Origin of the sequence: Curtobacterium sp. Leaf261, from assembly GCF_001422205.1 — a bacterium.
In the GTDB taxonomy this organism is placed as follows: domain Bacteria; phylum Actinomycetota; class Actinomycetes; order Actinomycetales; family Microbacteriaceae; genus Curtobacterium.
Genome location: NZ_LMMJ01000001.1, coordinates 13,642 through 26,790, shown reverse-complemented (window position 1 = coordinate 26,790; position 13,149 = coordinate 13,642). Strand labels below are relative to the sequence as shown.

General features: G+C 72.9%; 14 protein-coding genes. 8 read left to right on the top strand and 6 right to left on the bottom strand.

The window, feature by feature from the left end:
* Window positions 1-92: 92 nt before the first annotated feature.
* Together ASF23_RS00130 and ASF23_RS00125 are read left to right on the top strand one after the other, a co-directional pair.
* A complete protein-coding gene (locus ASF23_RS00130) occupies window positions 93-422 on the top strand; it encodes a hypothetical protein (protein WP_055947291.1) in 330 nt (109 codons plus the stop codon).
* Entirely contained in the window at window positions 419-1,273 is an 855-nt protein-coding gene (locus tag ASF23_RS00125) for an SDR family NAD(P)-dependent oxidoreductase (RefSeq protein WP_055947287.1), read from the top strand. Before ASF23_RS00130 ends, ASF23_RS00125 begins: the two co-directional genes overlap by 4 nt.
* Before the next feature lie 162 nt (window positions 1,274-1,435).
* On the opposite strand, the gene ASF23_RS00120 is transcribed toward ASF23_RS00125, so the two are convergent.
* A complete protein-coding gene (locus ASF23_RS00120) occupies window positions 1,436-2,278 on the bottom strand; it encodes an ABC transporter ATP-binding protein (protein ID WP_200919274.1) in 843 nt (280 codons plus the stop codon).
* 58 nt (window positions 2,279-2,336) lie between these two features.
* On the opposite strand from ASF23_RS00120, the gene ASF23_RS00115 reads away from it, so the two are divergent.
* The 6 genes from ASF23_RS00115 (at window position 2,337) to ASF23_RS00090 (ending at window position 8,664) form a co-directional block, all read left to right on the top strand.
* Window positions 2,337-3,320: an alpha/beta fold hydrolase gene (locus ASF23_RS00115; protein ID WP_055947284.1), complete on the top strand. Its 984-nt coding sequence runs from the start codon at window positions 2,337-2,339 to the stop codon at window positions 3,318-3,320.
* A 108-nt stretch (window positions 3,321-3,428) separates the two neighbouring features.
* On the top strand, window positions 3,429-4,955 hold the full coding sequence (locus tag ASF23_RS00110) for an ABC transporter substrate-binding protein (RefSeq protein WP_055947281.1): 1,527 nt from the start codon (window positions 3,429-3,431) through the stop codon (window positions 4,953-4,955).
* A gap of 40 nt (window positions 4,956-4,995) precedes the next feature.
* A complete protein-coding gene (locus ASF23_RS00105) occupies window positions 4,996-5,949 on the top strand; it encodes an ABC transporter permease (RefSeq protein ID WP_055947278.1) in 954 nt (317 codons plus the stop codon).
* Window positions 5,946-7,019: an ABC transporter permease gene (locus ASF23_RS00100; RefSeq protein ID WP_326998982.1), complete on the top strand. Its 1,074-nt coding sequence runs from the start codon at window positions 5,946-5,948 to the stop codon at window positions 7,017-7,019. The genes ASF23_RS00105 and ASF23_RS00100 overlap by 4 nt, the downstream gene beginning before the upstream one ends.
* Entirely contained in the window at window positions 7,016-7,876 is an 861-nt protein-coding gene (locus ASF23_RS00095; protein ID WP_055947275.1) for an ABC transporter ATP-binding protein, read from the top strand. Before ASF23_RS00100 ends, ASF23_RS00095 begins: the two co-directional genes overlap by 4 nt.
* On the top strand, window positions 7,873-8,664 hold the full coding sequence (locus ASF23_RS00090; protein WP_055947272.1) for an ABC transporter ATP-binding protein: 792 nt from the start codon (window positions 7,873-7,875) through the stop codon (window positions 8,662-8,664). Before ASF23_RS00095 ends, ASF23_RS00090 begins: the two co-directional genes overlap by 4 nt.
* A 228-nt stretch (window positions 8,665-8,892) precedes the next feature.
* On the opposite strand, the gene ASF23_RS00085 is transcribed toward ASF23_RS00090, so the two are convergent.
* From ASF23_RS00085 to ASF23_RS00065, 5 genes are all read right to left on the bottom strand, one after another.
* Window positions 8,893-10,443 (bottom strand): amidase, encoded by a 1,551-nt coding sequence (locus ASF23_RS00085; protein WP_055947269.1) that lies wholly within the window; start codon window positions 10,441-10,443, stop codon window positions 8,893-8,895.
* A gap of 11 nt (window positions 10,444-10,454) precedes the next feature.
* The gene (locus ASF23_RS00080) at window positions 10,455-11,054 is read right to left on the bottom strand and encodes a GNAT family N-acetyltransferase (RefSeq protein WP_055947266.1); all 600 of its coding nucleotides are present in this window, start codon (window positions 11,052-11,054) and stop codon (window positions 10,455-10,457) included.
* A gap of 105 nt (window positions 11,055-11,159) precedes the next feature.
* Window positions 11,160-11,864 (bottom strand): uracil-DNA glycosylase, encoded by a 705-nt coding sequence (locus ASF23_RS00075; RefSeq protein WP_055947263.1) that lies wholly within the window; start codon window positions 11,862-11,864, stop codon window positions 11,160-11,162.
* Complete coding sequence (locus ASF23_RS00070; protein WP_055947260.1) at window positions 11,861-12,586, bottom strand: Type 1 glutamine amidotransferase-like domain-containing protein; 726 nt, start codon at window positions 12,584-12,586, stop codon at window positions 11,861-11,863. Before ASF23_RS00070 ends, ASF23_RS00075 begins: the two co-directional genes overlap by 4 nt.
* The gene (locus ASF23_RS00065; RefSeq protein WP_055947257.1) at window positions 12,583-13,131 is read right to left on the bottom strand and encodes a phosphoribosyltransferase; all 549 of its coding nucleotides are present in this window, start codon (window positions 13,129-13,131) and stop codon (window positions 12,583-12,585) included. Before ASF23_RS00065 ends, ASF23_RS00070 begins: the two co-directional genes overlap by 4 nt.
* Between the last annotated feature and the right edge of the window lie 18 nt (window positions 13,132-13,149).

The following is a 13,149-nucleotide window of genomic DNA, read 5'->3' as shown; positions in this document are numbered from 1 at the left end:
CCCGACGGGAGCGGGCGGAGGGCCCCGGGCGTCCGCGCTCCGGGGCGTCCGGCCGGCCTCGTCGTGGCCGGAACCCGCTCCTCGACTCCCCGGTGTCATGGGCGGGCTGGTTGTTCGCGACCCTCGTCGGCCTGGCGATCGGACTCCCGCTGTCGACCGGCCCCGTGCGGGTGGTCGACGGCCTCGTCGTCTGCACCGGACTCCCCCGCTGGGTGTTCCGCCGCGGCGGCACCTGTGTCGGATCGGTGTACCTGACACGGGACAACGACGGCGACCGCGTGCTCCGGCACGAGCGCAGGCACGTCGACCAGTGGCGCCGCTACGGGATGCTCATGCCCATGCTGTACGCGATCGCAGGACGCGACGCGACCAAGAACCGGTTCGAGATCGAAGCCGGGCTCGACGACGGAGGATACCGATGAGAGCCGAACGACCACGCACCATCGCACTGACGGGCGCGAGCTCCGGGATCGGCACGTCCGCGGCGAGGAACCTCGTCGCCGACGGCCACCGGGTCATCGTCATCGGGCGGAACTCCGAGCGGACGAACCGTGTCGCGGACGAGCTCGACATGCCTCGCTACGTCGCGGACCTCGACTCGCTCGACTCGGTCCGGGAGCTCGCAGCGAGCATCCGGCGCGACGAACCGGGACTCGACACGCTCGCGAACAACGCCGGCGGACTCGTGTCGACGCGGGAGCGCACCGCCGACGGCATCGAGACGACCCTGCAGCGCAACGTGGTCGCGCCGTTCCTGCTCGCGAACGAACTCGCCGACGTGCTCGGGACGGACCGCGGACCCGACGGCAATGCGGGGCGGGTCGTCGTCACGTCGAGTGCTGCGCACCGGTTCGGCCACCTCGCGCTCGACGACCTCGACCGGAAGCGGCGGCCGTGGTTCGGCGGATGGCCGGCGTACGGTGCCGCCAAGCTCGGAGCGATCCTCCTCACCCGGCAGTTCTCGGCCAGGACCGGCATCGACGCGTACTCGTTCCACCCGGGCATCGTCGTGACGAACTTCGGGTCCGAGTCGGCGACGATGCGGGTCGCCTCCGTGGTGACCGGCGGGAGCTACGGGATCTCCCCCGAGGCCGGGGCGGTCGGGCTGGTCCGGCTCGCGGGCGATGCCGAGGTCGACGCGAAGAGCGGCACCTACTTCGACGGGCTCAACCCGGGCGTGCTCAGCCGTGAGGCACGCGACGACGGTCTCGGATCCGCGCTCTGGGAGCGACTCGCGTCGCGCATCGACGGCCGGGAGGCCCGGGTCGACTGATCGGGACCGGTCCCGTCCCTGACGGGCCGGCTGCTCCTCCGCAAAATACCAGGTTGACCGCGTCTCGCAGGGAAATACCCCTGCGCGATGCGGTCGACTTCGTGTTTTGCGGACCGGACCGGACCGGACGGGACCGGACGGGACCGGACGGGCCCGGACGGGTCAGGCTGCCCGGCGCGGGACGACCAGGGGCGTGCCGGTCTCCGGATCGGGGATGACCACGCACGGCAGTCCGAACACCCGCTCGACGAGCTCCGCGGTCACGACGAGCGACGCCGGCCCCTCGGCCACGATCCGCCCCTGCTCCATCGCGATGACGTTCGTGGCGTACCGTGCCGCCTGGTTGAGGTCGTGGAGCACCGCGACGACCGTGCGCCCGGCCGCGTGCAACGCCGCGGCGAGGTCGAGGACGTCGTACTGGTGCGCGATGTCGAGGAACGTCGTGGGCTCGTCGAGGAGCACCACGTCGGTATCCTGTGCGAGCACCATCGCGATCCACACCCGCTGCCGCTGACCACCGGAGAGCTCGTCCACGCTCCGGTCCGCGAGGTCGAGGGTGTTCGTCTGCCGGAGTGCGTCCTGCACGGCACGCCGGTCGTCGCCGCTCGAGGGGTGCCACAGGTCCTGGTGCGGGAAGCGCCCGCGGGACACGAGGTCGCGGACGGTGATGCCCTCGGGTGCGATCGGGTTCTGCGGGAGCATGCCGACCCGGCGTGCGACCGCCTTCGGCCGGTAGGAGCGGATCGGGTGACCGTCGAGGAAGACCGTCCCGGCGGTCGGGGTGAGCGTCCTGGCGAGGGCCTTGAGGAGCGTCGACTTGCCGCTCGCGTTCGGGCCGACGATCACCGTGAGACCGCCGTCCGGGACGTCGACGTCGAGGTCGTCGATCACGACCCGGTCGTCGTACGCGAGCCGGAGCCCCCGCGCGGACAGGGTGCAGGACGCCGTCGGGGACGCGGTGCCTCGGCCACGCGTGGTCGGGCGACGATCGGGAGCGGGAGCCACCCTTCCAGTGTTCCACGGCCGAGGGCACCGGTCCTCGGAACGTCGAGGAACTGGCAGGATGAAGCAGGTGACGACCGAGCATCCCGACGCGACGGACGATCCGGACGAGTTCGCGGACGTCCCCGCACTCGCGACGCGACTGGGTGTGTCGGACCCGCCCCGTCCCTCCAGGCTGTCCGTCCCGACCCATGACGGACGCACCGTCTCGGCGGTGCGCTGGACCGCTGCGGAGCCGAGCGCAGCGGACGCGAGCGCGGCGGACGCGACCGGGGCGGACGCGACCGCGGCGGACGCCACCGCCACCTACCTGCACGGCGTCGGGATCGAGGCCAGGAGCTTCGACGAGACGATCATCGCCCTCGGCGAGCCCGCGGTGGTCCTCGACCTGCCCGGGCACGGCCGCTCGTCGTGGCGGGACGACGCGCGGTACTCGGCGGACACCGTCGCGCCCGACCTCCTCGCGGTCATGAGGACGCTCCAGGTGCCCCGTGGACTCCTGGTCGGGCACTCCCTCGGCGCGATCATCGCCGCCAGGATCGCCGCGACCACCCCGGAGCGCGTGACGGGGCTGGTCCTCGTCGACATGTCCCCGGACTTCACGCAGCGGGCCGTCGACCGGATCGTCCGGGCGCTCGAGCTCGAACCGGACCACGCGGACCTCGACGCCGTCGTCGAGCACGCGCTCGAGGCACGCCTCGGCGAGGAGCGAGCCGCACTCGAGCGCGAGGCACGTCACGCCACCCACGTGGACCGTGCCGGGAGGCGCGTCCGCCGACACCACTTCCCGCACCTCGCGGACGGGGTCACCGCCGACGTCGGGCAGTTCGTCGACGCGTGGGCGGACCTCGAGCGGCTCGAGGTCCCGGTCCTGCTCGTCCGCGGCGATCGCGGGTACGTGTCCCCGAAGCTCGTCCGGGGGTTCGCCGAGCGCCTCCCCCGCGCCGAGATCGTGACGGTCACCGCACGACACTCGGTGCAGACGCAGGCACCGAGGGAACTCGCCGCCGCCATCGCCGCATTCCGACTCACTCACGGCGTCTGACCCCCGCTCCGCTACGCTCGTCCGAGCACCGGCAGCATCGTCGCGCGGTGCATCGCAGCCGAGCACCACGCAGTCACCGCTGCCGTGCCCCTGGAAGGAACCCGTCGCATGCGTCCGACATCCCCGCGCCGCCCGAAGACCCTCGTGGCAGCACTCGCCGTCGCGACCGCGGGCGTACTCGTGCTCGCGGGTTGTTCCGGCGCGTCGAAGGACGGCGGCACCGGCGGCGACACCGGGAGGGACGCCACGGTCCGCGTCGGGCTCGTGCTCGAGCCGACGAGCCTCGACATCCGCACGCAGGCCGGCAACGCACTCGACCAGGTCCTCATCGACAACGTGTACCAGGGGCTCGTCGGACGCACCCAGAGCGGCGGCGTCCGGAACGTCCTCGCGAGCGCACACACCGTGTCCGACGACGGGCTGACCTACACGTTCACGCTGCAGCAGGGCGTGTCGTTCCAGGACGGCACGAAGCTCACCGCCGCGGACGTCGTGTGGAGCCTCGACGACTTCCGGAAGAGCTCGACCTACGTCGACGCGGGCGACCTGTCGTCGGTGTCGGACATCACCGCGCCGGATGACCACACCGTCGTGATCACCCTCGCGAAGCCCGACTCCGACCTGCTGTTCACCCTCACCGGCCGAGCCGGGGTGGTCCTCGAGCAGGGCGCGGACAACGACATGTCGGACACCGCGAACGGCACCGGACCCTTCGACGTCACGAGCTGGAAGCAGGGCGACGCGCTCACCCTCGGCCGGAACACGGACTACTGGGGCACGAAGGCCAAGGTGGCGAAGGTCGTCTTCCGGTACATCACGCAGCCCTCCACCGCCGTCAACGCGATGGCGAACGGCGACCTCGACGTCGAGACCGCGGTCGACGGCACGCTCAAGGGGCAGCTGCAGGGCGCGTCCGGCATCACGCTGCACACCGGCAAGACGACCGACAAGTACACCCTCGCGTTCAACGACCAGACGGCGCCGTTCACGGACAAGCGGGTGCGGCAGGCGATCCGGCAGGCGATCGATTCGAAGGCGCTCATCAAGGCCATCGGCGGCGCGGGAGTCGCCCAGGGCGGACCGATCCCGGCGCTCGACCCGGGGTACCAGGACCTGACGGACATCGACGCGTACGACCCCGCGAGCGCGAAGAAGCTGCTCGCTGCGGCAGGGGCGGAGAACCTGACGCTGACGTTGACGTACGCGAACATCTACCCCGCGACGATCGGGGACGTGCTGACGTCCGAGCTCGCCAAGGTCGGCATCACACTCAGGGTCAAGCGCGTGGACTTCACGACGTGGCTCGACCAGGTGTTCACGAAGAAGGACTTCGAGCTCAGCATGGTGAACCACACCGAGGCCAGGGACTTCGGCAACTGGGCGAACCCGGAGTACTACTTCGGCTACGACAACCCGACGGTCCAGCAGCTCTACGCCGACTCGCTCGCCACGACCGACGCGGACCAGAAGGCCGCCGACCTGGCGAAGGCCGCGAAGATCGTCAGCGAGGACGCCGCCGGTGAGTGGCTCTACACGGCGTCCACGATCACGGCGGTGCGCGGCGGCGTCACGGGCTTCCCGACGAACTCGACGACCACGCGCCTCAACCTGGCGAACCTGGCCGTCACGGGCTGACGGGCAGCCGCCGCCACTCGGGGCCCGTAGCATTGCTCCCGTGACCCGGTTCCTGATCGGCAGGCTGCTGCTGCTCGCGCTCGGCCTCCTCGTCGCCAGCATCATCGTCTTCGCGGCGCTGCGGGTCCTGCCGGGCGACGTCGCACAGGTCGTCGCGGGGACCCAGTCGACCCCGGCGCAGATCGATGCGATCCGCCGCGAGCTCGGCCTCGACCGCCCGGTCGTCGTGCAGTACCTCGACTGGATCGGTGGACTCGTCCGTGGGGACCTCGGACGCTCCCTCGTGACCAGGGGTGCCGTCGCGCCGCAGATCGCGCAGAAGCTCGCCGTGACGCTGCCGCTCGCCGGGATGTCCCTGCTCTTCGCGCTCGTCATCGGCGTCCCGCTCGGCGTGGTCGCGGCAGTCCTCCGACGCCGTCCCGCCGGCGTGGCGATCTCGTTCGTCGCGCAGGCAGTCGCCGCGATCCCCGTCGTCTGGGCGGGCATGCTGCTCGTCGCGCTCTTCGGCGTGACACTCCACCTGCTGCCGACGCAGGGTTTCCCGCTCGACGGCTGGGCCGACCCGGGGCGCGCGTTCGCCGCACTCGTGCTCCCGGCACTGACGATCGGCGCGGTGGAGGGTGCCGTCATCCTCCGCTTCACCCGGTCCGCGACCCTGTCCGTCCTCGACGCCGATCATCTCCGGACCGCGGCGGCGATCGGGCTCACCCGTCGCCGGGCACTCGTCCGACACGGTCTGCCATCGGTGTCACTGACGGTGCTCGCAGTGCTCGGGGTGCAGATCGCCGGGCTCCTCGTCGGCGCGGTCGTCGTCGAGCAGCTCTTCTCCCTGCCCGGCATCGGTCGGATGCTCGTGACCGACGTCGGCCGGCGGGACCTCACGAAGGTGCAGTCCGAGCTGCTGGTCCTGACCGGCCTGGTGCTCCTCGTCGGGTTCGCCGTCGACGTCGCCCACCGTGCCCTCGACCCGAGGCAGCGCGAGGTGGCGTCGTGACGCGTGGCTCGTTCCTCCGGCGGCTCGTCGGACGTCCGGCGGGAGCGTTCGCCGCGGTGGTGCTCCTGCTGCTCGTCGTCGCCGCGGTGGTCTCGACGTTCTGGACGCCGTACGACCCCTTCGCGGCGGACCCGTTCCGGCAGTGGGAACGCCCGAGCGCTGCGCACTGGTTCGGCACGGACGGCATCGGCCGCGACATCGCCAGCTACGTGCTCGCCGGCAGCCGGACGACGGTCATCGTCGCGGTCGGCTCCGGGCTCATCGCGTCGGTCGTCGGCATCGTGCTGACGGCGATCGGGTCACTCACGGCGCGATGGGTCCGAGAGGGCACGGCGGTCCTCCTCGACATCCTCGTCGCGTTCCCGACGCTCCTCACCGCGATGCTCCTGACCGCCGTGTTCGGCGGGTCGCTCGGCGTCGTCGTCGTGTCGGTCGGACTGGCCTTCGGCGTGACGATCGCCAGGGTCGCCCGCGGGGAGATCCGTCGCATCGCACGCTCGGACTTCGTCGTCGCAGCGCGGGCCTCCGGGGTCGGTCCCGGCGGGATCCTGCTCCGACATCTCATCCCGAACGCCGCGCCGCTCTTCACGGTGCAGCTCTCGCTCGCGATGGCGACCGCGGTCCTCGCCGAGGCGGGGCTCTCCTACCTCGGCTACGGCGCGTCGTCGTCGACGGCCTCGTGGGGCAGTCTGCTGAGCGACCTGCAGACCTACATCGGCGTGCACCCGTGGAGTGCGACGTGGCCGGGCGCCGCGATCGCGATCGTCGTGGTGGCGCTGTCGCTCCTCGGTGACGCGGTCCGGGACGCTGCGGACCCGCGGTTGGCTGGTCGGGCGACGGCCGGGAGGCCCGGTGCGGCTCCGACGCGTCCCTCCGGCACCGACGGCGGAGCCGGTACGAACGGCGCGGCCGGTGCGTCCTGGGGCGGGCTCGCTGCTCCGTCCGCGTCCGGGGGCGGGGTCGCTGCTCCGACCGGGGGCGCCGGCGCGTCCGGGGTCGCCGGCACGTCCGGGGTCGCCGGCGCGTCCGGGGTCGCCGGCACGTCCGGTGTGGGGAGGGCTCTGCAATGACGACGACTCTCCCGCAGGACGACCTCCGGGTCGAGGGGCTCTCGGTCCGGATCGGCGACCGGACGATCCTCGACGACGTCTCGTTCTCGGTGCCGGTCGGCGGCCGCGTCGGCGTGATCGGAGCGTCCGGATCCGGCAAGTCGATGACGGCGCTCGCGATCATGGGTCTCACCCCGCCCGACGCCGTCGTGACGGGCAGCATCCGCCTCGGGGACGCCGAACTCGTCGGGCTGCCGGACCGCGATCGTGCACGGACCCGGGGCAGTCGCATCGGGATGGTGTTCCAGGAACCGGGCACCGCGCTCGACCCGCTCCGGAGGGTCGGTACCCAGATCGTCGAGCCCCTGCGTCTGCACCGCGGGCTCGATCGGCGGGCAGCCCTCCGCGCGGCCCTCGACCTCGCTCGGTCGGTCGGGCTGCCGGACCCGGAGAGCCTCCTCCGGCAGTACCCGCACCAGCTCTCCGGCGGACAGCGGCAGCGGGTGTGCATCGCGATGGCACTGGCCGGAGAACCGTCGTTCCTGGTCGCCGACGAGCCGACGACCGCCCTCGACGTGACGACGCAGGCGCGGATCCTCGAGCTCTTCGGGGGGATCGCGGCAGACCGCGGTACGGGCCTGCTGTTCGTGACGCACGACCTCGCCGTGCTCGCGCAGATCGCCGACACCGCGATCGTGCTCGACGCGGGGCGCGTGGTGGAGACCGCGCCGGTGGCCGATCTGCTCCGGGCGCCGGCCCACCCCGCGACCGCCGCCCTCGTCGACGCAGCCCGGGCGACCGCCGCCCGAGCGACTGCGGCACGCCCGACGGACCCCGGCTCGAAGACCGCCGAACCGACCACCCGGAGGACCACATGAGCGAGGCGGCCGCGCTCGAGGCGCACGGTGTCTCCCGCGTCTACCGGCTCCCCCGGCGGAGCCCGTTCGAGCCGGGTGCCGTCCGGACGGCGGTGGACGACGTGGACCTCGTCGTCCCGGTCGGTGCCAGGCTCGGCATCGTCGGCGAGTCCGGGTCCGGCAAGTCGACGCTCGTCCGGCTGCTCACCGGCCTCGAGGCGCCGAGCTCGGGCACGGTGACCTCGCTCGGGCGCCCCGTGTCGGCGACAGCGTCCACCAGGTCGATGCGCTGGTTCCGAGCGACCACCGGCATCGTGTTCCAGGACCCCTACGCGTCGCTCGATCCCCGGATGCGCGTCGGTGCGATCGTGGCCGAACCGCTCCGGGCCCTCGGCGTCGAGGGCGATCACCGGACCCTGGTGCGGGAGGCACTCGCCCGCGTCGACCTGCCCGCGGACACGGTGGATCGCTTCCCGCACGAGTTCTCCGGCGGCCAGCGGCAGCGCATCGCGATCGCCCGGGCGGTGGTGCACTCGCCGAGCATCCTGGTCGGGGACGAGCCGATGAGCGCGCTCGACGTCGTCGTCCGGGCGCGGGTGATCGACCTGCTCGGCTCGCTCGCCGACGACCTCGGGTTGACCCTCGTCCTCGTGTCGCACGACATCGGCGTCGTGCAGCGCCTGTGCGACAGCGTGGCCGTGATGGCTGCGGGCCGGATCGTGGAACGAGGCCCAGTGTCGCTCCTCGACGCGCCGACCTCCCCGATCACGAAGGCCCTCGTGGCGGCGGCGCCCACGCTGCCCGACTGACCGCTCGTCCGCGCACGCTCCCGCTGGTCCGTGCGCGGTCGCGGCGGGGACCATGCGCACTCATCAGGCGACATGAGCTTCGGCACGCGACGTCGCAATCTCTGCCCGATGTCGCTCCATGCGCGCACGCTCCATGCACGGGCATCGGGCGACAACGAGCGCGGAACACGACGTCGCGGACTAGGGAACGTGTCGCTCCATGCGCACGCACGAGGCGCCGCCGCCCCCTCACCAGCCCGGAGGGTGCCTGCGCTGCCAGTGCACCCGGCGCTCGAGCTGCGCCCCGAGCGCGAGCAGGGTCCGCTCCCCGCCCGGCCGACCGATCAGCTGCACACCCATCGGGAGCCCCGCACCATCGCCCGACCCCGACCCCGACCCCGACCCCGCACCCGCGCCCGACCCCGCGTCAGCGCCCGGCCCGGACCCCGACCCCGCACCCGCACCCGCACCCGACCTCGACCCCGCACCCGCGCCCGGCCCGGTCACGGACACCGGCAGGGTGATCGCCGGGAGCCCCGACACGTTGCACATCGACGTCCACGGCGAGTACCGGCACTGGTCGGCGAAGTTCTCCTCCGGGTCCTCGGAGTACCACCCGATCGGCCGCGGCGGCATCGCCAGGGTCGGCGTGAGCACCGCGTCGTAGGCATCGAGCGCCCTGATCAGCGCGGCGGAGAACGCGTCGAGCCCGGCCATGGCCTCGAGCACCTGCACCCCGGACAGCGCACGCCCGCGGTCGACGAGCCACGCCGTCAGCGGCTCGAGCTCCGTCAGGTCGAGCCCCGGGACGTCCGGCAGCCGTGCCGCCGACGCCTGCCACGCCACCCGGAACCACCGCGCGTACTCCGCCCGTGGCATCGCGACGTCCTCGACCCCGTGCCCGAGCGCCTCGAGGTGCGACAGCGTCTCCGCGACGGCGTCCGCGGCGGCCGGGTGCGTTCGGACGTCGACCACGTCGTCCCATGGCGATCCGTCGAGCACACCGATCGTGAACCGGCCCTCGCCCCGCGTGGCTGCCGCCAGGAACGGACCCGTTCCGTCGGAGGGGGTCGTCAGGGCGAACGACGACCGGTCCGGGACACCGGTCGGGGCAACGAGTGCGTCGAGGACGAGCCCGGCATCCGCCACCGACCGCGCGATGGGACCGGCGACGACGAGCCCGCCGAGGCCTGCGCGACCGGGCATCGACGGGACCCGACCTCGCGAGGGCTTGAGGCCGACGAGACCGGTCGCCGCCGCCGGGATCCGCACCGAGCCGCCACCGTCCGAGCCGACCGCGACCGGCACCAGACCGGCTGCGACCGCCGCGGCCGCGCCGCCACTGGAACCGCCCGGGCTCAGTCGGGTGTCCCACGGGTTCCTGGTCGGGCCCTCAAGCAGCGACTCCGTCGTCGAGGAGAGTCCGAACTCCGGGGTCGCGGTCTTCCCGAGGCTGATCGCGCCGGCATCGTCGAGCGCCCGGACGAGCGGGTGGTCCGCCGTCGCGGGCGTGTCCGGCGTCGACCGCGACCCGGAGCGCGTCGGGACGCCCGCCCGGTCGTAGAGGTCCTTGTCCGCGCTCGGCAGGCCCCACAGCACACGCGAGGTCGGCACCCGCTCCGCGAGGTGCGCCGCCCGGTCGCGCGCGTCGTCCGCCGTCACCCGGACGAAGGCCTGGAGGCCCGGGTCGAGTCGCGCGATCCGCTCCAGGTAGTGGTCGGTCACCGCGAGCGGGCTCGTGTCGCCCCGCCGGATCCAGTCCCAGATGTCCTGCGCGCTGAGGTGGTGGAGTTCGAACACGGGTCCAGAGCCTACCTCCGGGGCCGCCGCCCGCTCCGGAGCCGCAGTTGCATCGTCACCGTTCCGAGCCACCGCTCGTACTTGTACCCGACGCGCGCCATGCGCCCCGTCTCGACGAACCCGAGCGAGGCGTGCAACCGGATCGAGGCCTCGGCGGACCGGTCGGCGATCACGGCGACGACCTCGCGCACGCCGACGGCCCGGCACTCGTCGAGGAGCGCCGACAGCAGCGCGCGCCCGAGGCCCTTGCCACCGGATGCCGGTCCGAGGTAGATCGAGTCCTCGACCGTCCGGTTCGAACGGTCCCTGGCGTTCCAGGGCGTGACCACGGCGTACCCGAGCACCTGCCCTGACGGGTTCTCCGCGACGAGGAACGGGAGCCCACGGCGTCGCACGTCGTCGTACCGCTGCTTCCACGCGGCGAACGAGAACGCCGACGCGTCGAACGTCACCGAGGAGTTCCGCACGTAGTGGCCGTGGATCTCGCGGATGTCCGGCAGGTCCGTCGGTTCCGCGGCACGGATGGCGTACGTGAACGCCGCCTCCTGCGCGATCGCGGGCCGGAGGTGCCGTGGCAACCGCCTGCGTGGCTGGTATTCCTCTTCGAGCACCTGCGCCGTCCCTCCAGTCCGCGTCCGGTGCGCGGCGAAGCCGAGCCTACGGCTCCGATCTGACGGGAGGCGCGGGTCGTGCCCGCCACACGGGCTGCGGCACCGCTACACCGACTCCGGCAGCGACCAGTCGATCGGCTCGGCACCCTGCTCGGCGAGCAGTTCGTTCACCCGCGAGAACGGCTTCGACCCGAAGAAGCCCCGCGAGGCCGAGAGCGGACTCGGGTGCGGCGACGCGACCACGGGTGTGTCGCCGAGGAACGGACGGACCGACGCGGCCTGCGCGCCCCAGAGCACCGCGACGAGCGGCGTCCCCCTGCCGACGAGCGCCCGCACGGCCTGTTCGGTGACGCGCTCCCAGCCCCTGCCCCGGTGTGATCCCGCATCGCCTCGCTGGACCGTGAGCACACGGTTCAGCAGCATCACGCCACGGGACGACCACGCGCGGAGGTCACCGTGCGCGGGCGGGGTCACCCCGAGGTCGGTGGCGAGCTCCTTGTAGATGTTCCCGAGGCTCCTCGGCACCGGCCGGACCGCGGGGTCGACGGCGAACGACAGCCCGATCGGATGCCCGGGCGTCGGGTAGGGGTCCTGGCCGACGACGAGCACCCGGACGTCGTCGAACGGGTACTCGAACGCCCGGAACACGGCTGTGCCCGCGGGCAGGTACGGGCGTCCCGCGGCGGTCTCCTCGCGGAGCCAGGCGCCGATGGCGTGCACGTCGTCCTCGACGGGCGCGAGCGCGGTCGCCCACCCGGGGTCGACGAGGTCCCCGAGCGGGTGCGGCCCCGACGGTGCCCGGTCGCTCATGCGCCGATCGTCGCGACGGAGACGAACTGGTCGCCGTCGGTGTCCTCGGCCGCGATGACCCGCCAGACGCTGCCGGTGCCGCGGACCTCGAGAGCGCCCTCACCGACGATGAGCGCGGTGTCCTCGTCGATGGCGAGCCCCGCGGTGACGAACCCGGCCTCGGCGGCCGCGATGAGCCGTGCGAGCGTGCCGGCCTGGACCGCGTGCACGTCGATCGTCAGGTCGACGAGCCCGAGACCCTCGGCGAGCGTGACCTCGTCGAGGCCCTCGTTCCAGCCCTCGGGGCAGACCGGGACGCCGCCGATGCGCCAGCCGCCGACGAGCGCACGGTCCGCGGCGATCATCGCGCCCGCGGAGTAGCCGAGGTAGGGCAGCGCGTCGGACACGAGCAGGCGGATCTGGTCGACGAGCGGCTCGACGGCGTGCAGGTACTGCGGGGTCGCTCCCCCGGCGATCGCGAGACCGTCGACGTCGCTGAGCACGACGGTCTCGAAGGTCGCGCCCTCGTCGACCGTGGTGAGGACCACGTCGGCGTCACCCGCGCGTCGGAGGTCCGCGGCGAACGACTGCCCGGACGCCGTGTCGCCGACGGACAGCACGGCGATGCGCGGTCGCGGACGGCCGACACCGGCAGCACGTGCGGCGGTCTCGGCGACGAACCGGCCGTAGATCTCCGACGCCTGCGACCCGTCGACACCGCCGCCCACCAGGTGGATGCTCATGCGTTCGCCTCCACCGGGGCCATCGCGCTCCAGGGGAACGTGATCCAGCCGTTCACCCGGTGCCAGACGAAGTCCGGCTCGAGGACCGTGCCGGGCTTGGAGTACAGGCACGCACTCCGGACGTCGGCCCCGGCCTGCCGGACGATGTCCACGACGAGCGCCAGGGTCCGCCCGCTGTCCGAGACGTCGTCGACGACGAGGACACGCTTGCCCGCGAGGCTCGGGGCGTCGAGCGCCGGCGGGAGCACGACGGGGGCCGGGAGCCGCTCCTCGACATCCGTGTAGAACTCGACGTTGATAGAGCCGCACATCTTCGTGCCGAGGGCGTACGCCACGGCGCCGCCGATCAACAGCCCGCCGCGCGCGACGGACACGACGACGTCGGGCACGAACCCGCTGTCGACCACCTCCTGGGCGAGGAGGCGCGCGGCGTCACCGAACTCGAGCCACCCGAGGACCTCGGGCCCCGGGCTCGGTGCGGACGCGGGGACGTCGGTGGTGGGGTCGAACGAAGCGGCGCCGTTCGGGAGAGGCGTGGTCGGCATCCGACAACGCTACCGGTC

What these genes read in the sequence shown, in the direction of transcription:
- ASF23_RS00075 (WP_055947263.1), bottom strand. Translation starts at nt 11,864, where the DNA reads ATGAGCGACCGGGCACCGTCGGGGCCGCACCCGCTCGGGGACCTCGTC.
- ASF23_RS00065 (WP_055947257.1), bottom strand. Translation starts at nt 13,131, where the DNA reads ATGCCGACCACGCCTCTCCCGAACGGCGCCGCTTCGTTCGACCCCACC.
- ASF23_RS00115 (WP_055947284.1), top strand. Translation starts at nt 2,337, where the DNA reads ATGAAGCAGGTGACGACCGAGCATCCCGACGCGACGGACGATCCGGAC.
- ASF23_RS00070 (WP_055947260.1), bottom strand. Translation starts at nt 12,586, where the DNA reads ATGAGCATCCACCTGGTGGGCGGCGGTGTCGACGGGTCGCAGGCGTCG.
- ASF23_RS00095 (WP_055947275.1), top strand. Translation starts at nt 7,016, where the DNA reads ATGACGACGACTCTCCCGCAGGACGACCTCCGGGTCGAGGGGCTCTCG.
- ASF23_RS00110 (WP_055947281.1), top strand. Translation starts at nt 3,429, where the DNA reads ATGCGTCCGACATCCCCGCGCCGCCCGAAGACCCTCGTGGCAGCACTC.
- ASF23_RS00090 (WP_055947272.1), top strand. Translation starts at nt 7,873, where the DNA reads ATGAGCGAGGCGGCCGCGCTCGAGGCGCACGGTGTCTCCCGCGTCTAC.
- ASF23_RS00125 (WP_055947287.1), top strand. Translation starts at nt 419, where the DNA reads ATGAGAGCCGAACGACCACGCACCATCGCACTGACGGGCGCGAGCTCC.